Source organism: Erysipelothrix larvae (assembly GCF_001545095.1).
GTDB lineage: Bacteria > Bacillota_I > Bacilli_A > Erysipelotrichales > Erysipelotrichaceae > Erysipelothrix > Erysipelothrix larvae.
The window spans coordinates 581189-598153 of the sequence record NZ_CP013213.1; the positions used below are offsets into that span (position 1 = coordinate 581189).

A 16965-nucleotide genomic window follows, 5' to 3' on the forward strand; every position below is an offset into this window, starting at 1 on the left:
TTGCATTGCTATAGAAAGGTTTTCAATATTTTTTTTTGATTTTTCACAATTTTGTCACGATTGTTTGCTAAAATAGTGTGAATCACAGAAGATGTGACATAGATGAGAGGAAGTGATCTAATGGAATGGATTCGATTAATCGGAGTTGTGATTATTGTTGTCGGATTCTTAATGAAACTAGATACATTGGCTGTAGTTATCTTAGCGGGGTTAATTACAGGGCTTGTATCGGGGATGGGGATAATTGAAATTTTGCACGTATTAGGAAGTGCTTTTATCACCAATCGATTTGCGTCGATTTTTATCATCAGTTTACCCGTGATTGCGATATTGGAACGCTATGGACTGAAAGTTCAAGCATCAAATCTGATTGCGAAAATTGGACATGCAACAGCAGGGAAAGTCTTATCCTTGTATATGGGGATTCGTACAATCGCTTCAGCACTATCAATTCGTATTGGGGGACATGTTCAGTTTATTCGTCCACTCATCTTACCGATGACTGAAGCAGCCGCTAAAAACGATTTAGGTCAAGATCTTGATGAGGCCCAAACAGAAAAAGTAAAAGCTTACGCAGCATCTGTTGAAAACTACGGGAACTTCTTTGGTCAAAATGTCTTTGCGGGAAGTACAGGTGTACTCTTAATTGTAGGAACCTTATCAACACAAGGTTACGCAATTACGCCAGCTCAAGTAGCGATTGCTTCAATTCCAATTGCAATTTGTGCTGTGGTTGTGTCCGTCATTCAATTTATGATCGCGGATAAGAAAATGAAACGAGGTACGAAGTCATGACCTATGAAGCAATTGTTGCCTTGTTTAATAATTGGCAAGAGATTATCTTTGCATTAACTGGGCTTGTATGTATTAGCGCTGCAGTGCGTGCACTAAAAACAAGTCCCAAACCGTATGGTACCTTTTCATTTTGGTTTATCATTGCACTCATCTTTATGTTTGGAGGGTTTGTGAATACCACAAGTATGACTGAAGCAGTGGTGGGTAAACCAATTCCAGCTTCATTTGTAGGATTCTTAATTTTGATTTTGGGTGTTTTATCTGCAACAGGTCAAGTTAAAGTTGGTACGGTTGAAACTGCACAAGATGCAGAAATTGCATCCAATGCAAACCGTGTGGGTTTGTGGGTCTTTGTACCAGCGCTTGTTCTCGCATTTTTCGCAGCAGGTCTTTCGATGTTGCAATTCAATTATGGCGATAAAGTCGCGACCATACCCGGTGGATTATCCGTAGGGGTTGCATCACTGCTTGCACTCCTTGCGGCATTTATAATTTCACGTGCTAAGGTAAAAGAAACGCAAACCGATACAGACCGACTCGTTATGCAAGTAGGATCAGCAAGCATCTTACCTCAGCTTTTATCCGCACTGGGTGCAGTTTTTACAGCAGCTGGAGTGGGTGATGTGATTTCTGCGATGTTTTCTGGGATTATTCCAGAGGGCAATGTCGTGATGGGTGTCATTATGTATGTCTTAGGGATGGTAATCTTTACCATGATTATGGGAAATGCGTTTGCTGCTTTCCAAGTCATCACCATTGGTGTGGGGATTCCCTTTGTTATTGCAGCAGGTGGAAATCCAGCAGTTGTCGGTGCACTTGCACTGACAGGTGGATATTGTGGAACACTCCTAACGCCAATGGCCGCAAATTTCAATGCCTTACCCGTCTCCGTGTTGGATATGAAAGATAAATACGGAGTCATTAAAGCACAAGTACCATTTGCACTTGTGATGATTGTGATACACATTGTATTAATGTTGTTGTTAGCATTTTAATCTTAACGATAAATTGGAGGAACTTATGAAAAAAATACTTGTAACTGGATTTGATCCATTTGGCAATGAGCCAATTAACCCAGCAATTGAAGCAGTAAAACTATTACCCAATGAAATTAAAGGTGTCGAAATTGTGAAACTTGAAATTCCAACGATACGCTATCAATCACTCGAACTCATTGATCAGACAATTCAAGCAGTTGACCCGGATGCAATTCTTTCAATTGGTCAAGCAGGTGGACGCTTTGATATGACGGTTGAACGTGTTGGGATAAACCAAGACGATTTTAGAATTCCGGATAATGGTGGCAATCAACCCATTGATGAGCCTGTTTATAAAGATGGCCAAGCAGCATATTTCTCAAATCTACCGATAAAAGCGATGGTTGAGTATATGAAAAAGGCTAACATTCCAGCATCCGTATCAAACACAGCAGGGACCTTTGCATGTAACCATGTTCTGTATGGAGTTCAATATCTTATTGATACGAAATATCCAGGGAAGAAATCGGGGTTTATGCACATTCCATTTATGACCCAACAAGTTGTGGATAAGCCAAACATGCCATCTCTTGATATTGAAACGATGGCAAAAGGCATTGAAGCAGCACTTGAAGCAATCATTGACTATCAAGCGGGTGATATTGTTAAGGGTGGCGGCGCAACGCACTAACAGAAGTAATCTTCGCCGATCCATTCCATTATATTGAGTGGATGTTACGCATTTTGCGTAGGGGTTTGAAGTCATCAAAATATCAAATTTTTTAGGGCATATTTAACACTAAATTAGCCAAAGTGATATAATGAAGGTAGGAGGAAATAAGTATGAATAATCTATATGAAGCATTGAATACATTTCTTGCAGATCAAACCGTATTGAGTATGAAAATACACAATGTACACTGGTACATGGTAGGTGAAGGATTCTTCCCTATGCACAAAGAAATGGATAAATTGTATGACCAAGCACAAGAAAATATTGATCTTGTTGCTGAACGTTTGTTGGTGTTAGGTGCAAAACCTTTAGGTAGTTTAAAAGAAATGCTTGCACGTACATCTGTTGAAGAATTATCAGACACACATGTAAATGTTGTTGAAGGGGTTCAATCACTCATTGCTGATTTTGATCGCCTCTATAACTTGGCACTTCATATTGTGAAAGAAGCTGAAAATGTTGAAGATCCAGGTACTGCGGATCACTTCACAGCGATTTCTCAAGACCTTGGTAAGACTTTGTGGATGTTAAAAGCTTACACACATAACGCAAAATAATGAAACATAAAAATACCGCTTAGCACGATTAAGCGGTATTTTTTTTTGCTTGACGAAATGATTGCTGTCATGAAGAAGAAAACGTCCAATGATCTGAAAAGAAACCCCATCAACTTATGTTTATTAAAAGTGAACAATCGTGCGACCTGTGTGGGTGCCTTCTACGAGTTTACTGATGGGTGTGTCAATGTCTTCAAATGACTCTTCTTGGGATATAAGTGTATCCACTACACGCCATTCATGTGCTAATTTATGCCATATGAGATCACGCATTGTGTCATCACAGTATACTGCATCGATGCCGGCTAAAGTAATGCCACGTAGAATGAGCGGGAAGACTGTGGTGTTTAATTGCACACCTCCTACCTGACCGCACAAGGTCATGACCCCTTTATAATGTAGAAAGGGAATTAATGCAGACGCAATGTCACCCCCTACTGTATCCACAATCCCATGGTAGGTTTGTTTCGCGAGGGGTTTTGTATTATTGTGAGTTATTTCTTCAAGCGTATAAACTTGTGAGGCACCCAAGCTTAAAAGACGCGATGCTTCAGTGTCTTTCTTTCGTGTGAGGGCATGAACATTAAATCCAAGCTTGGATAGAATCGATAGTGCAATCGAGCCAACTCCACCAGTAGCGCCCGTGACTAAAATCGGATTTGAGTGATCTGGGGTAATGCCATGATCTAAAAGGGCTTGAACGGATAAACCTGCAGTGAGTCCTGCAGTACCATACTTCATGATATCTTTGAGCGAAAGGGGTGCGGGGATGTGTTTAACCCAAGTGCTTGGGATGCGTATATATTCGCTGAATGCACCAGTGTGGGACACACCAAATTCATAACCAATCACAAAGACTGGATCACCGGGGTTAAACATGTCAGAGGTACTTTCTACCACAATCCCACTGGCATCAATGCCTGGAATCATCGGGTAGTTTCGAATCACCCCACCCTTTGGATTGACTGCCAACGTATCTTTATAATTAATGGAAGAATAGGCAGTTTTGATGATCACATTGCCTGGACTGAGATCCTCCAAAGAAACGGTTTGTATTGATCGTGTGAAGGAGTCGTCGTGTTTGTTGACGACATATGCTTTAAATGGTTTCATAAGTGCCTCCTTATAGGTCTTGTTAATCGTATCATAATTTCATGAAATTAGGGTGAAGTTATGGCATAATAAAGGAAGGAGGATTTGCTTATGGAACTTAATGATAGCTTATTATTAGTGGTTGATTATCAAGAACGCTTAATGCCTGTGATTCACGATCACGCGCAGGTACTAAACCGTGCCATTCGCATGGTGGATGCTTTTAACATCTTTGAAGCACCGGTTTTAGTAACTGAACAATATCCAAAAGGCTTGGGGTCGACGGTTCAAGAACTCAGCGATCACTTCACAAAAGACACTAAAATTATTGAAAAGACACGCTTTAGTGCATTGTGTGATGAACTGATGGTGGATGATGCATTTTTGAGTCGTAATCATGTTGTTCTCATTGGAGTTGAAACCCACGTTTGTGTGTATCAAACAGTCCAAGACTTGATCAAAGAAGGGTATCAAGTAAGTGTGGTTTATGATGCAGTTTCATCGCGTTTTGAAATGGATCGTGCCTGTGGATTTGAGGCAATTAAAGCGTTGGGAGCTCGCGTTGTGACCAGCGAGATGATCATTTATGAATTGATGGGTGATGCAACACACCCTAAGTTTAAAGACATTTTAAAGATTGTGAAATAAGTATAATAATGAACAAAAATAGAATATGACATGTCATGGTATTAACTTTACCTCATTTTCGTTTGTATGATACAATGCATGTGTTTGAAATGACAAATAAGTGGTTACAGTGTAAAATTTATATACATTCTAGGGGAAGAAAGAATCATCAGATGCTTACTTGACCGGTTATTTCAATGAAGGAGTTGAAAGAATATGACAAAAACACGTCGCTATGTATATGTTACGTTTTTAATGACATTGATTTTGTTTATGACGTTTACATCGTATGGTTACTTTAATCTAACCCCGTTTATCCGCGTTACGCTGATTCAAATACCTGTAATCATCGGGTCATTATGGTTTGGATGGCGCACGGGTGCTTTATTGGGATTTGCATTTGGAATGTCCAGTTTGATTTATAATACGATAAATCCTGTGGTGACATCCTTTGTATTCTCCCCGTTTTATCCAGTAATCGGAACTGATCAAGGATCACCCCTTGCCCTTATCATTGCCTTTGTACCCCGTATTCTTGTCGGAATTGTACCGTGGTTTGTGTATCAAGGGCTAAAGAAAATTGAACGCCTCCCTAAAATTCCGCGTATTGCGATATCTGCACTTATGGGATCTTTAACCAATACTTTGTTGGTGTTAGGATTGATTTATGTATTGTTTGGGACTGCATATGCCCAAGCGCGCAGTGTTGCAGTTGAATCCTTAGCAGGCATTCTTCTCACCACAATCTCTGTCAATGGTGTGGTGGAAGCAATCTGTTCATCCGTCATTGTGACGGCACTGTTCACACGCATCAAAGTAAATCATCAAGATTAATTCAAATCGAACCAGTTAGTGAATCTCAAGTTTACTAACTTTTTTATTGGAAGCGTTGATTTTAGTCTTTGTTTAATCGTGGGTTATTTTGTGAAAAATGTTAAGGATATGAATTCTTTGGATAGATGTGATATAATCGTACTCCGTGCTTGTGGGAGGAATAACAATGAAAAAACGACTCAATGAAATGGGTGTGCTGCTATGCACCTTAACGTTAGCAGGATTTGCAGGGGGCTTATTAATTAATGTGGGAATTGGTTCAGACACTGTAACTGTGTTTTTGGACGGGCTATCTCGTGCACTGAACATCAGTGTAGGCTATGCATCCTTATTATTTAACATCACCATTGTAACCTTAGGGTTTCTCTTGGCGAAAAAAGATATGGGATGGATGAGTGTTGCTTTTTCATTAGGTGTTGGGTTCTTTCTAGATTTCTTTATTGTTCAACTTGGACGTTTCAACCTGGATACATTAAACTATATGGTTCGAATTCTACTTGTATGCGTAGCACAACTATCATTTGCACTTGCATATGCGTTTTTAATTCATTTTAAATCCGGTATGAATCCCATAGACTCAATTGCATACAAACTTGCAGCTACATTTAAATGTTCTTTTAAAGTGGCGCGCACTGGAATTGATGTGTTTTTGATCACATCAGGTTATCTTATGGGCGGGGTTATTGGAGTTGGATCACTGATTGCGGTGTTGACCACAGGGATTCTCGTATCAACGGTATTAGATCTTTTAAGTCAAACAAATAAAGAGATTTCTAAAACATCCATGAAATTTTCGCAACAATCATCAAATTAAATATAAATATTTTAGGGATTTTAACTATTTTTTCATTTCTATGAAGAGAATATGTGAAAACGTCTTCAATCCTCGCATGTTAAGTAAGAAGGGTTGCATTGTAGATAACTTTTTTGATAAACTATAGATGCAACAAATGGAGATTGCGGAGGAAAGAAATGAAAAAACTATTAGGTAAATTAGTAGTTCTATTTGCAGTGTTTGCACTTACTGCTTGTGGTTCAAGTGGAACACCTTCTGATGGTGAAGATGGTAAGTGGGATAATAACTCACTTTATTTGATTACTGACGTTGGAACAATTGATGACAAATCATTTAACCAAGGGTCATTTGAAGGTATGGAAAAATTTGCGGATGAAATTGGTGTTAAAGCAAATTATATCAAACCTGCTGATGAAACAGAACAAGCTTACTTATCAGCAATTAGCGATGCTGTAAATGCAGGTGCTAAAGTTGTTGTTACACCAGGATATATGTTTGAAACAGCAATTTATCAAGCACAAGAATTATACCCAGAAGTTAACTTTATCTTAGTTGATGGTGAACCACGTTCAGGCGATGGCGAACCTGCTTCATACAAAGATAATACAGTTGGAATTTTATTTGCTGAAGAACAATCAGGATTCCTAGCTGGATATGCTGCTGTAAAAGATGGACTTACAAGCCTAGGATTCATGGGTGGATACGCAGTGCCTGCGGTTGTTCGTTTTGGTTACGGTTATGTTGCGGGAGCTGATGCTGCTGCACGTGAACTTGGAATCCAAATTACAGTTCGTTACACATACTTAAACTCATTTGGAGCAGATCCTGCTCACCAAACACAAGCTGCTGCTTGGTATAATGATGGTGTTGAAGTAATCTTTGCTGCTGCTGGTGGTGCTGGTAACTCAGTGATGGCTGCTGCTGGTTCTGCAGGTGATGGCAAATGGGTAATTGGTGTTGACGTTGACCAAATGAGCGAATCAACATCTGTATTAACTTCAGCAATGAAAAACCTACAACTTTCTGTATATACTCAAGTTAAATCAGTATATGAAGACAAGTTTGAAGGTGGTAAGACACACTTACTCACAATTGAAGAAGATATGGTTCAAATCTCAGATGACTTCTCACGTTTCACAACATTCACAGAAGATGATTACAAAGAAATCGTTGAGGCTCTTAAAGCTGATAAAGACGGAATCCGCACAAGCATTCCTAATACTGAATCAGCAGATTCTGCAGACAAACTTGAATTGACAAATACAACTGTTACTGTTATTGAATAACATAAACCATTAAGTCAATTTAGAGCTTTCAATTTAGAAATAATCTATTTTGAAAGCTCTTTTTATTAGTTTATAATATAATTATATTGAAAGGGGAATTTTCTATGAAACCGGTTATAGAAATGAAAAACATTACTAAACGGTTCCCAGGGATAGTTGCCAATGATAATGTTACGTTATCATTGGAAAAAGGCGAAATTCATGCATTATTAGGTGAAAATGGTGCGGGTAAGTCAACCTTAATGTCTATTCTATTTGGTTTGTACGAACCCGATGAAGGAACAATTGAAGTAAATGGACAGCCAGTCAACATAAAAGATCCAAACGATGCGAATCGCTATGGGATTGGGATGGTGCATCAACACTTTAAACTTGTTGATAATTTTACCGTACTTGAAAATATTTTACTGGGGATTGAACCAACAGAAAAAGGAATTTTTAAACCAAATCTTGCACGAAAGCGTGTTGAGGAATTGTCAAAACAGTACAACTTCAACATCGATCCTGACGCGAAAATTGAAGATATTTCCGTAGGGATGCAACAGCGTGTTGAAATCATCAAGATGTTGTATCGCAACAATGACATCTTAATTTTTGATGAGCCAACTGCGGTCTTAACACCACAAGAGATTGATGAATTGATGAAGATCATGCATCAACTTGTATCTGAAGGAAAATCAATTATCTTCATTACCCATAAATTGAATGAAATTAAACATGTGGCAGATCGTGTCACAATTTTAAGAAAAGGGAAATATATCTCTACGGTTGATGTTGAAAATACAACGGTGGAAATGATGTCTGAATTAATGGTTGGCCGTAAGGTTAACCTGAGTTTAGAACTTGAACCCAAAGAAACCGGGAAGACGGTCCTTAAGGTTCGCAATCTTTCCTATAATCCACTCAATCCAGCTGCGAAGTCTTTAGCAAATTTAAACTTTGATTTAAAAGAAGGTGAGATTTTAGGAATTGCGGGAATTGAAGGGAATGGTCAAACCGAGTTAATCTATGCCTTAACGGGACTCATTGATCACACTGAAGGAACGATTGAATTGAATGGGGAAGATGTATCAAAGGCATCCATTCGTCACCGAAACACGCATGGTTTGGCACATATTCCTGAAGACCGTCAAAAGCATGGTCTTGTACTTGACTTCTCATTATCTGAAAACTTTGCACTTCAAACCTATTTCGAAGATGCATATCAAAAAAACGGCATGATTGACTTTGATAAGCGTGAACAACACGCGAAACAACTCATTGAACAATTTGATGTTAGAAGTGGGGAAGGTGCAAAAACAAAAGTACGGAGCATGTCAGGGGGGAACCAACAAAAAGCAATCGTTGCCCGTGAAATGGAACGGGATCACAATGTATTGATTGCAGTCCAACCAACACGGGGTCTTGATGTGGGAGCGATTGAGTACATTCACCGTCAAATCGTGAATGAACGCGACGCAGGGAAAGCCATCTTAATGGTTTCCTTAGAAATGAATGAGGTTTTAGGATTATCCGATCGCATCCTTGTTATGTATAAGGGAGAATTTGTAGGTGCATTGAATCCAAAAGAAATTACAGAACAAGACTTAGGTCTTTATATGGCAGGTGTGAAGAAAGAGGCGGTTGATTATGAAAAATAAACTTAAATCAGGGTATCAAGCAGCACTTCCTTCACTCATCTCGATTCTTGTCGGTCTTGTGATTGCGGTGGTAATTCTGATTGCAACAAATCCAGCCAACGCACTGGATGGGTTCTTTAGAATGATTAAAGGTCCCTTTAATTACGGTGCAGCACGCGGGCTGGGAAATATGTTGTTTTATGCAACACCCATTCTTATGACCGGGTTATCTGTAGCCTTTGCATTTAAGACAGGACTATTCAACATTGGTGCTTCAGGTCAATTTATGATTGGTTCCTTGGTATCGGTGTATATTGCGATTAAATGGACCTTTATACCGACCTCTGTATTATGGCTGGTTGCCTTGTTATTGGGTGCACTTGCCGGTGCTTTATGGGCCGCAGTTGTGGGGATTTTAAAGGCTTGGCGCAATGTCAACGAAGTCATTACCTCCATCATGATGAACTATATCGCAATGTATCTTGTGATGCATGTGATTCGTTTTGGTGGCATCTATAATCAAGCACGCAATGAAACCATGAAAGTTGCTTCTCAAATACCAACCTTTGGTTTGGATAAAATATTTGTGCGCTCCTTTATCGACGGCGGTATTCTCATCGCGCTGATTTGTGCGGTTATTATCTATGTTGTATTAGAAAAAACAACCTTTGGTTATGAACTTAAAGCAGTTGGGTTAAACCGAGATGCTGCAAAGTATGCCGGAGTAAATGAAAAACGGGCGATTGTGACATCAATGATTATTGCTGGAGCACTTGCTGGATTGGGTGGTGGATTAACCTATCTTGCAGGAACCTCTAAGAGCATTAACGTTGCAGCTGTGATTGCATCCGAAGGATTTGACGGAATTGCGGTTGCATTATTGGGAATGAGTCATCCATTTGGCGTCGTATTCTCTGCGTTCTTTATTTCTTATTTAAAACTGGGTGGACAAGCAATGCAAGTCATTGGTTATGTTCCTGAAATCGTTGAAATGATGATTGGTATCATCTTGTATGTATCCGCATTATCCCTTCTATTCAGACGAATCATTACGAAGTTTAAAGAGAGACGCTTAAAAAAAGTAGGGGAGGAATCATAATATGAATATGAATGATTTGTATTTCCTAATTCAACAAATGATGTTGTTCTCCGTGCCACTTCTTGTAGTCGCAATCGCGGGTATGTTTTCTGAACGCAGTGGTGTGGTAAATATTGCCCTTGAAGGGATTATGATTATGGGTGCATTTTCAGGAACCTTGTTTATGCACTTGAACCAAACAAATGGTGGCCTTTCGGGCTATCCATTGCTCTTTGCATCCATGGCGATCGCAACGGTGACAGGAATGGTATATGCACTGTTTCATGCTTTTGCATCCATTGAAATGTCTGCAGATCAAACCATCTCAGGGACAGCCTTGAACTTATTTGCCCCTGCATTTGTGATTTTCTCAGCACGTTCAGTGATTGGTATCCAACAAGTCAATTTTCAAAATACATTCTTAATTCAAAGTGTTCCACTTTTGGGAGATATTCCAATCATTGGAAGAATGTTCTTCCAAAATGCATACCTATCAACCTATCTTGGATTTTTAATCCTGATTATCGCAAGTTTCGTATTATATAAAACTCCATTTGGCTTACGACTTCGATCCGCAGGTGAAAATCCACAAGCAACCGATGCTGCTGGTATCAGTGTGCGCAAGATTCGGTATGCCGGTGTCCTTATTTCAGGCGCACTTGCAGGATTGGGTGGACTCATCTATATTATCCCTGTTACCGTTACCTTCAACGCTGATGTTGCAGGGTATGGGTTCTTGGCAATTGCGGTATTAATTTTTGGACAATGGAAGCCAAGTCGTATCTTAACGTCTGCGTTGTTCTTTGGATTGTTGAAGACTATTTCTGCTTCTTATTCAGGCATTCAATTCTTCTTCAACCTAAATATTCCACAAGTAATCTATCAAGTCATCCCTTATGTTGCGACCTTGATTGTGCTTGTTATTTCATCGAAGAAATCACAAGGACCCAAAGCACTTGGGGAACCTTTTGATAAAGGAAAACGTTAATTAAATATATGTATGAGTTCAATCATTGATGGACTCACCAAAATAAAGCGGTGCATTCATTTGAGTGCACCGCTTCTTATGTTTAGGCATTAAAGGCTTCGTTGATAAACAAGAGGATATCCTTTGTGACCCGTTCTTTTTCGTCATCATTGAGCACCTCATGGCGGGAGTGTTCATAGATGTTTGCACGAATTGGAATGGATATGTGTTTTTGTAGATGATAGATGGCTTGATTAAACCCGTCTCGTTTAAAGTCTGGACACGGATCTTCTTGACCGATTACAAAAAGACAAGGGATGTCCGAGGTAAAGGGAAGTTGATCTTTATCATACACTTCATAAAACAAATCCATGAGGACATCATACCCTTGATAGGTTAACGGAAATCCACACAAAGGATCATTGAGGTATGCTTGGACATTCTCTTTATTATTTGAGAGCCAATCAATCTTTGAACTTCCTTTAGGCAATGATTTCGCAAGGGTGTTATTCAACATTGAATCAATAAAGAGAGCGGGCTTGGTTTTCCTTCCCAGTCCCAAAAGGGAAATACCCCGTTTAAGAAGTTTAAACCCTGCTGGTTTATAAGGAGACCCAGATAAAATAAGGGCATCAACGGTTTGTGGATGATGGTAGAAGAAGGCACGGGCTACTAAGGATCCCATGGAGTGTCCAAAGACGATATGGGGTTCAGGTAAGGGTTCTAAAAGTGTGTAGAGTGCGTCTGTCATGGCTTCAACGGATTCCAAATGACCTTTTTGATTGTTTGTGATGGATTCGCCATGTCCGGGTAAATCAACACTCAATACAGCATAGCCCTTTTGTGATAGTTGAGATGCAAAGTGTTGATATCGTTTACGATGTTCGGCCATTCCGTGTATAATAAGTACAGTACCGAGTGCTTGAGGTGTTTCGATATAGGTGTGTTTAAGATCCATTAATATCACATCTCCTTGATATACATGATTATATCAAGGATTCGCACACTTATGAAGTCATATACAGAAAAGAGGTTTTTATGATCAGTGTTATTGGAGGCGGTCCCAGTGGAATGATGGCAGCATACAGTGCAAAGCTTCACAATCCGAAAACGCGTGTTGTGTTGTTTGATAGAAATCCGAATTTAGGCAAGAAAATGCGATTGACAGGAGGTGGCCGCTGTAATGTTACCGCCAATGTATCCCTGGAAGATTTGGTGAAATCCGTGGTGAAAAATGGACGGTTTCTTTACAGCAGTTTCAATAATTTAGGTCCCCAAGAAATTCAAGCGTTTTTTAAGCACTATGGTGTAGAACTGATTGAAGAAGATCATCACCGCATGTTTCCAAAGTCACATCGTTCCCATGATATTGTGGACGCCTGTGAGCGGGCGTTGGTTGATGTGGGCGTTGAACTTCGTTTAGGGGTGAATGTCGAAACACTGACACCAACTTCAATCAGTGTTGATGGTACATCCATTCAATGTGAACATATCATCATCGCAACTGGTGGTCGTACCTTGCCTCAAACAGGGTCTGATGGCAGTGGGTATGAGTTTGCCAGCGCATTGGGTCATACGGTCACAAACCTATTACCACAAGAAGTACCATTGGTCTCAAATGATGCCCTGATTCAATCAAAAGCACTTCAAGGCTTATCGTTTAAGGATGTTCAAGTGAAGGTAAAGGATGGTAAGAAAACACTCGCAACCCTCACCCATGATCTCATTATCACGCATTTTGGTTATTCAGGACCCGTCGCCTTAAGAGCCAGCTTTTATGTTCAACGTCTGATTGAAAATCAAAAGGGACCGGTCACCCTTGAAATTGACTTTATGCCTGGGTTTCAAGCGATTGATGACACACACCCAAACCTTCAAAAAAGACTCTTGGATGTCCTATCAAAGCAAGATTCATCGCTTATTGATGCGTTGAAACACTTTAAAACATCAATCTATGCAACCCGCGGTTTTAGTTATGCTTTTGTCACCAATGGGGGTGTCATGGTGAAAGAGATTGATCCAAAGACCATGAAATCTAAACGCTTTGAAACGATTTCCTTTTGTGGGGAAGTAATGGATGTGAGTGCATTTACCGGGGGTTATAATATCACCGCAGCACTATCAAGTGGATATACTGCAGGAAAATACTGCATGGAGGGGAAATATGAAACAGTGGATATTCTTTGATGTTGGATCAACACTGGTCGATGAAACAAAGACCTATGATGCCTTTATACACGCCTGTGTTGAATCGTTCGCGTAAAGAAGGGATTTATGTGTCGTTTGAAGCGTTTGAATCAAAAATGATTGAAGCGTCCACAAACGGACTGCCACCCATACGGACTGTTTGGAATGCTTTATCTTCGTCAAAGCGACCGTTGTGGAACACCCAACACGAAACCTTAATCCAAGACGCCTTGTATGTCCTTCAAACCTTATCAAAGAAATATCACTTAGGCATTATTGTAAAATCAAGGGTTGGGTCTTGAAGCGCGTCTTCATGCATTTAAGATCAGAACCTATTTTGAGTGTGTTATATCCTCCAGTGATGTTGGGTTTAATAAACCACAACGTGAAATCTTTGAATATGCTTTAAAAATAAGTGGCTGTGATCCTCAAGATGCGGTCTATGTGGGGGATCGTTATGACAATGATAGTCTTCTTTCGAAACAACTGGGATTTACAACCGTTCATTTTTTAAATGGTTTAGGAAAACATCAACCGATCACAAAGATGCAAAGTGACGATACAATAGAGTCCCTCACACAACTTCTGGATCTTTTTTAAAAACTGATAGCTTTGCGAATTTTGGTGTTTTCGTGTTTGACTTTACAGCCCAAAGTCTATATTATAAGTGTAGAGCGATGAAAAGAAGTAGTAAATCGGTGGTGTATTTGGTAAAGAGATCTGATGGTTGGTGAAAATCAGAAGTATACACGGTTGAACTCGTCTTGGAGCACTTTATGGGATATGTACTGTAAAGCGTAAAATCTGCGTTAAAGATTAAAGCGCCCATAATTGTTTATGGGAACTAAGGTGGTACCGCGGTAATTGATTATCGTCCTTTGCGTGGTGCTTTTTTTTATAGTTTAAAGGAGAAAAGATATGTACAATCATCTTGATATTGAAAAGAAATGGCAAGCGTATTGGGAAGAAAACGAGACGTTTAAGACGGATACGCATAATCTCAGTGTTCCAAAATATTACGTCTTGGATATGTTTCCCTATCCATCAGGCGATGGCCTCCATGTGGGACACCCACGTGGCTATACAGGGACTGACATCATTGCACGTCGTAAACGGATGCAAGGATTTAATGTGCTTCATCCAATGGGGTGGGATGCGTTTGGACTTCCTGCAGAACAGTTTGCCTTGAAAACAGGAAACCATCCGGATGGCTTTACCCAAAAGAATATCTTAACGTTCAAAAAACAAATGCAGATGTTGGGACTTTCGTATGATTGGTCGCGTGAATTATCCACAACAGATAAAGACTATTATAAGTGGACGCAGTGGATCTTTACGAAGCTTTATGAACAAGGGCTTGCTTATGTTGATGAAAAACCGGTGAACTTCTGTCCAGAACTGGGAACCGTGCTTGCAAATGAAGAAGTCATTGATGGTAAAAGTGAAGTGGGTGGCTTTGATGTCATTCGTTTACCAATGCGTCAGTGGGTCTTGAAGATTACTGCCTATGCAGAACGGTTACTTGAAGATTTAGAGCTTGTTGATTGGCCAACCTCAACCAAAGAAATGCAAATTAACTGGATTGGGAAATCAGTGGGTTCAAATGTCGTCTTTAAAGTAGACAATCATGACTTAGAGTTTACAGTGTTCACAACCCGTGCAGATACCTTGTTTGGTGCGACGTATTGTGTCTTAGCACCAGAACATCCATTCATTAACCAAATTACGACTGTGGATAAAAAAGAAGAAGTTGAACAGTATGTTGATAAAGTGTCGCATAAAAGTGATCTTGAACGTACAGAACTGAATAAGGAAAAAACCGGTGTATTTACAGGGGCGTATGCGATTAACCCTGTGAATGGTAAGAAAGTTCCAATTTATATTGCCGATTATGTACTGGCTTCTTATGGAACGGGTGCCATTATGGCGGTGCCTGCACACGATGAACGTGACTATGAGTTCGCAACGAAATATAACATTGACATTATTCCAGTGCTTGAAGGTGGGGACTTAAGTGTTGAAGCCTTTGTGGGTGATGGTAAGCATATCAACTCTGATTTCTTAGATGGTATGGGTAAAGAAGAAGCCATTGAAGTAATGAATGCATGGCTTGTGAAACAAGGCGTTGGGGAATATAAGATTTCGTATAAACTGCGTGATTGGTTATTCTCACGTCAACGTTATTGGGGTGAACCCATTCCAATTGTGCATATGAGCGATGGGTCCATGCGTACAGTAGCGCTTGATGAATTACCCCTTGAATTACCGGAAGTTGGAGATTACAAACCGGCACCTGATGGTCAATCACCGCTTGCGAAAGCAGAAGATTGGTTGGAAGTTACCTTCCCAGATGGTTCAAAAGGACGTCGTGAAACCAATACCATGCCACAATGGGCAGGCTCATGTTGGTATTATATGCGTTATATTGACCCAACCAACACTGAAGCAATTGGCGATCCAACACTCCTCAATCACTGGTTACCGGTTGATTTATATGTGGGTGGTGCAGAACATGCGGTTCTTCACTTATTGTATGCACGGTTCTGGCATAAAGTCTTATACGATATTGGTGTTGTTGCAACGAAAGAACCGTTTGCGAAACTGTATCACCAAGGGATGATTTTAGGATCCAACAATGAAAAAATGAGTAAGTCACGTGGAAACGTTGTGAATCCCGATGATATTGTGAAGACACACGGTGCTGATGCACTGCGCGTCTATGAAATGTTTATGGGACCATTTGATGGGGCTATTCCTTGGAGTACACGCGGTCTTGATGGAATTCGTAAATGGTTAGACCGAGTATGGCGTCTTGTTATGGATGAAAACAAGCTCAGCGATCACAATGATGGATCACTGGATTATGTATACCATGCAACCGTTGAGAAAGTGGATCGTGATATTGAAAACTTCGGATTCAATACAGCCATCTCACAATTAATGATTTTTGTTAATGAAGCGTATAAACAAGAAACACTTTACAAAGACTATGCTCTTGGTTTTGTGAAATTGTTGAGTGTCTTTGCACCACATATGGGTGAAGAAATGTATGAAGCCTTAAGTGGACAAACAGGGATTGCTTATGAAGCATGGCCAACCTATGATCCTCAAAAATTAATTAAGGATGAAGTCCAAATTGTGGTTCAAATAAATGGTAAAGTGCGTGCGAAATTTGATACAGCAAATGGTCAATCCGATGAAGCTTTACAAGACCTTGCATTTGACCAAGATAACATCAAGAAATATCTTGAAACCTTTGATGTAGTGAAGGTGATTGTTGTGAAAAATAAGATCGTGAACATTGTGGTCAAACCGAAAGCATAATGATGTGAAAATGTTAAAAAAATCAAGATTTTTCACAAAGTTTTGAAATTTAGTGTAAAAAAAAGCACAATTGGGGGTAAAAAGGGGCTCAGT

17 protein-coding genes and 1 other annotated feature are annotated in these 16965 nt (G+C 39.8%); of the genes, 15 read left to right on the plus strand and 2 right to left on the minus strand.

Features of this window, described 5'->3' with window-relative positions; genetic code table 11:
- The first annotated feature begins 120 nt into the window (after positions 1 to 120).
- The 4 genes from AOC36_RS02650 (at position 121) to AOC36_RS02665 (ending at position 3062) form a co-directional block, all read left to right on the plus strand.
- Positions 121 to 795, plus strand: coding sequence for a DUF969 domain-containing protein (locus AOC36_RS02650; protein ID WP_067631070.1), 675 nt, complete (start codon positions 121 to 123; stop codon positions 793 to 795).
- Entirely contained in the window at positions 792 to 1790 is a 999-nt protein-coding gene (locus AOC36_RS02655; protein WP_067631076.1) for a DUF979 domain-containing protein, read from the plus strand. Before AOC36_RS02650 ends, AOC36_RS02655 begins: the two co-directional genes overlap by 4 nt.
- Positions 1791 to 1815: 25 nt before the next feature.
- Positions 1816 to 2463 (plus strand): pyroglutamyl-peptidase I, encoded by a 648-nt coding sequence (pcp, locus tag AOC36_RS02660; protein WP_067631082.1) that lies wholly within the window; start codon positions 1816 to 1818, stop codon positions 2461 to 2463.
- Between the two features lie 152 nt (positions 2464 to 2615).
- The gene (locus AOC36_RS02665; protein WP_067631085.1) at positions 2616 to 3062 is read left to right on the plus strand and encodes a Dps family protein; all 447 of its coding nucleotides are present in this window, start codon (positions 2616 to 2618) and stop codon (positions 3060 to 3062) included.
- 123 nt (positions 3063 to 3185) lie between these two features.
- On the opposite strand, the gene AOC36_RS02670 is transcribed toward AOC36_RS02665, so the two are convergent.
- A complete protein-coding gene (locus tag AOC36_RS02670; RefSeq protein ID WP_067631088.1) occupies positions 3186 to 4175 on the minus strand; it encodes a YhdH/YhfP family quinone oxidoreductase in 990 nt (329 codons plus the stop codon).
- Positions 4176 to 4265: 90 nt separating this feature from the next.
- Here AOC36_RS02670 and AOC36_RS02675 point away from each other — a divergent pair, with 90 nt between their 5' ends.
- From AOC36_RS02675 to AOC36_RS02705, 7 genes are all read left to right on the plus strand, one after another.
- The gene (locus AOC36_RS02675) at positions 4266 to 4802 is read left to right on the plus strand and encodes an isochorismatase family protein (RefSeq protein ID WP_067631093.1); all 537 of its coding nucleotides are present in this window, start codon (positions 4266 to 4268) and stop codon (positions 4800 to 4802) included.
- Positions 4803 to 4997: 195 nt separating this feature from the next.
- On the plus strand, positions 4998 to 5615 hold the full coding sequence (locus tag AOC36_RS02680; RefSeq protein ID WP_067631095.1) for an ECF transporter S component: 618 nt from the start codon (positions 4998 to 5000) through the stop codon (positions 5613 to 5615).
- Positions 5616 to 5781: 166 nt separating this feature from the next.
- Positions 5782 to 6429 (plus strand): YczE/YyaS/YitT family protein, encoded by a 648-nt coding sequence (locus AOC36_RS02685; RefSeq protein ID WP_067631097.1) that lies wholly within the window; start codon positions 5782 to 5784, stop codon positions 6427 to 6429.
- A gap of 158 nt (positions 6430 to 6587) precedes the next feature.
- Complete coding sequence (locus AOC36_RS02690; protein ID WP_067631099.1) at positions 6588 to 7697, plus strand: BMP family ABC transporter substrate-binding protein; 1110 nt, start codon at positions 6588 to 6590, stop codon at positions 7695 to 7697.
- 104 nt (positions 7698 to 7801) lie between these two features.
- Entirely contained in the window at positions 7802 to 9337 is a 1536-nt protein-coding gene (locus AOC36_RS02695) for an ABC transporter ATP-binding protein (RefSeq protein WP_067631102.1), read from the plus strand.
- Positions 9327 to 10415, plus strand: a complete 1089-nt coding sequence (locus tag AOC36_RS02700) for an ABC transporter permease (protein WP_067631104.1) — start codon at positions 9327 to 9329, stop codon at positions 10413 to 10415. The genes AOC36_RS02695 and AOC36_RS02700 overlap by 11 nt, the downstream gene beginning before the upstream one ends.
- Before the next feature lies 1 nt (position 10416).
- On the plus strand, positions 10417 to 11382 hold the full coding sequence (locus tag AOC36_RS02705; RefSeq protein ID WP_470295751.1) for an ABC transporter permease: 966 nt from the start codon (positions 10417 to 10419) through the stop codon (positions 11380 to 11382).
- Positions 11383 to 11464: 82 nt separating this feature from the next.
- Here AOC36_RS02705 and AOC36_RS02710 read toward each other — a convergent pair whose 3' ends face one another.
- A complete protein-coding gene (locus AOC36_RS02710; protein WP_067631106.1) occupies positions 11465 to 12319 on the minus strand; it encodes an alpha/beta fold hydrolase in 855 nt (284 codons plus the stop codon).
- 80 nt (positions 12320 to 12399) lie between these two features.
- On the opposite strand from AOC36_RS02710, the gene AOC36_RS02715 reads away from it, so the two are divergent.
- The 4 genes from AOC36_RS02715 (at position 12400) to leuS (ending at position 16872) form a co-directional block, all read left to right on the plus strand.
- A complete protein-coding gene (locus tag AOC36_RS02715) occupies positions 12400 to 13548 on the plus strand; it encodes an aminoacetone oxidase family FAD-binding enzyme (RefSeq protein WP_067631108.1) in 1149 nt (382 codons plus the stop codon).
- 35 nt (positions 13549 to 13583) lie between these two features.
- Positions 13584 to 13850 (plus strand): hypothetical protein, encoded by a 267-nt coding sequence (locus AOC36_RS02720; protein ID WP_157777131.1) that lies wholly within the window; start codon positions 13584 to 13586, stop codon positions 13848 to 13850.
- Positions 13840 to 14148 (plus strand): HAD family hydrolase, encoded by a 309-nt coding sequence (locus tag AOC36_RS02725; protein ID WP_067631113.1) that lies wholly within the window; start codon positions 13840 to 13842, stop codon positions 14146 to 14148. Before AOC36_RS02720 ends, AOC36_RS02725 begins: the two co-directional genes overlap by 11 nt.
- Before the next feature lie 68 nt (positions 14149 to 14216).
- Positions 14217 to 14430: a binding site (T-box leader), on the plus strand.
- 36 nt (positions 14431 to 14466) lie between these two features.
- Complete coding sequence (gene leuS, locus AOC36_RS02730) at positions 14467 to 16872, plus strand: leucine--tRNA ligase (RefSeq protein WP_067631151.1); 2406 nt, start codon at positions 14467 to 14469, stop codon at positions 16870 to 16872.
- The last annotated feature ends 93 nt before the right edge of the window (positions 16873 to 16965 follow it).

Coding starts and splice junctions, on each gene's coding strand:
- AOC36_RS02690 (WP_067631099.1), top strand. CDS start 6,588: ATGAAAAAACTATTAGGTAAATTAGTAGTTCTATTTGCAGTGTTTGCA.
- pcp (WP_067631082.1), top strand. CDS start 1,816: ATGAAAAAAATACTTGTAACTGGATTTGATCCATTTGGCAATGAGCCA.
- AOC36_RS02685 (WP_067631097.1), top strand. CDS start 5,782: ATGAAAAAACGACTCAATGAAATGGGTGTGCTGCTATGCACCTTAACG.
- AOC36_RS02715 (WP_067631108.1), top strand. CDS start 12,400: ATGATCAGTGTTATTGGAGGCGGTCCCAGTGGAATGATGGCAGCATAC.
- AOC36_RS02665 (WP_067631085.1), top strand. CDS start 2,616: ATGAATAATCTATATGAAGCATTGAATACATTTCTTGCAGATCAAACC.
- AOC36_RS02650 (WP_067631070.1), top strand. CDS start 121: ATGGAATGGATTCGATTAATCGGAGTTGTGATTATTGTTGTCGGATTC.
- AOC36_RS02670 (WP_067631088.1), bottom strand. CDS start 4,175: ATGAAACCATTTAAAGCATATGTCGTCAACAAACACGACGACTCCTTC.
- AOC36_RS02710 (WP_067631106.1), bottom strand. CDS start 12,319: ATGGATCTTAAACACACCTATATCGAAACACCTCAAGCACTCGGTACT.
- AOC36_RS02655 (WP_067631076.1), top strand. CDS start 792: ATGACCTATGAAGCAATTGTTGCCTTGTTTAATAATTGGCAAGAGATT.
- AOC36_RS02695 (WP_067631102.1), top strand. CDS start 7,802: ATGAAACCGGTTATAGAAATGAAAAACATTACTAAACGGTTCCCAGGG.
- leuS (WP_067631151.1), top strand. CDS start 14,467: ATGTACAATCATCTTGATATTGAAAAGAAATGGCAAGCGTATTGGGAA.
- AOC36_RS02720 (WP_157777131.1), top strand. CDS start 13,584: ATGATGCCTTTATACACGCCTGTGTTGAATCGTTCGCGTAAAGAAGGG.
- AOC36_RS02675 (WP_067631093.1), top strand. CDS start 4,266: ATGGAACTTAATGATAGCTTATTATTAGTGGTTGATTATCAAGAACGC.
- AOC36_RS02705 (WP_470295751.1), top strand. CDS start 10,417: ATGAATATGAATGATTTGTATTTCCTAATTCAACAAATGATGTTGTTC.
- AOC36_RS02680 (WP_067631095.1), top strand. CDS start 4,998: ATGACAAAAACACGTCGCTATGTATATGTTACGTTTTTAATGACATTG.
- AOC36_RS02700 (WP_067631104.1), top strand. CDS start 9,327: ATGAAAAATAAACTTAAATCAGGGTATCAAGCAGCACTTCCTTCACTC.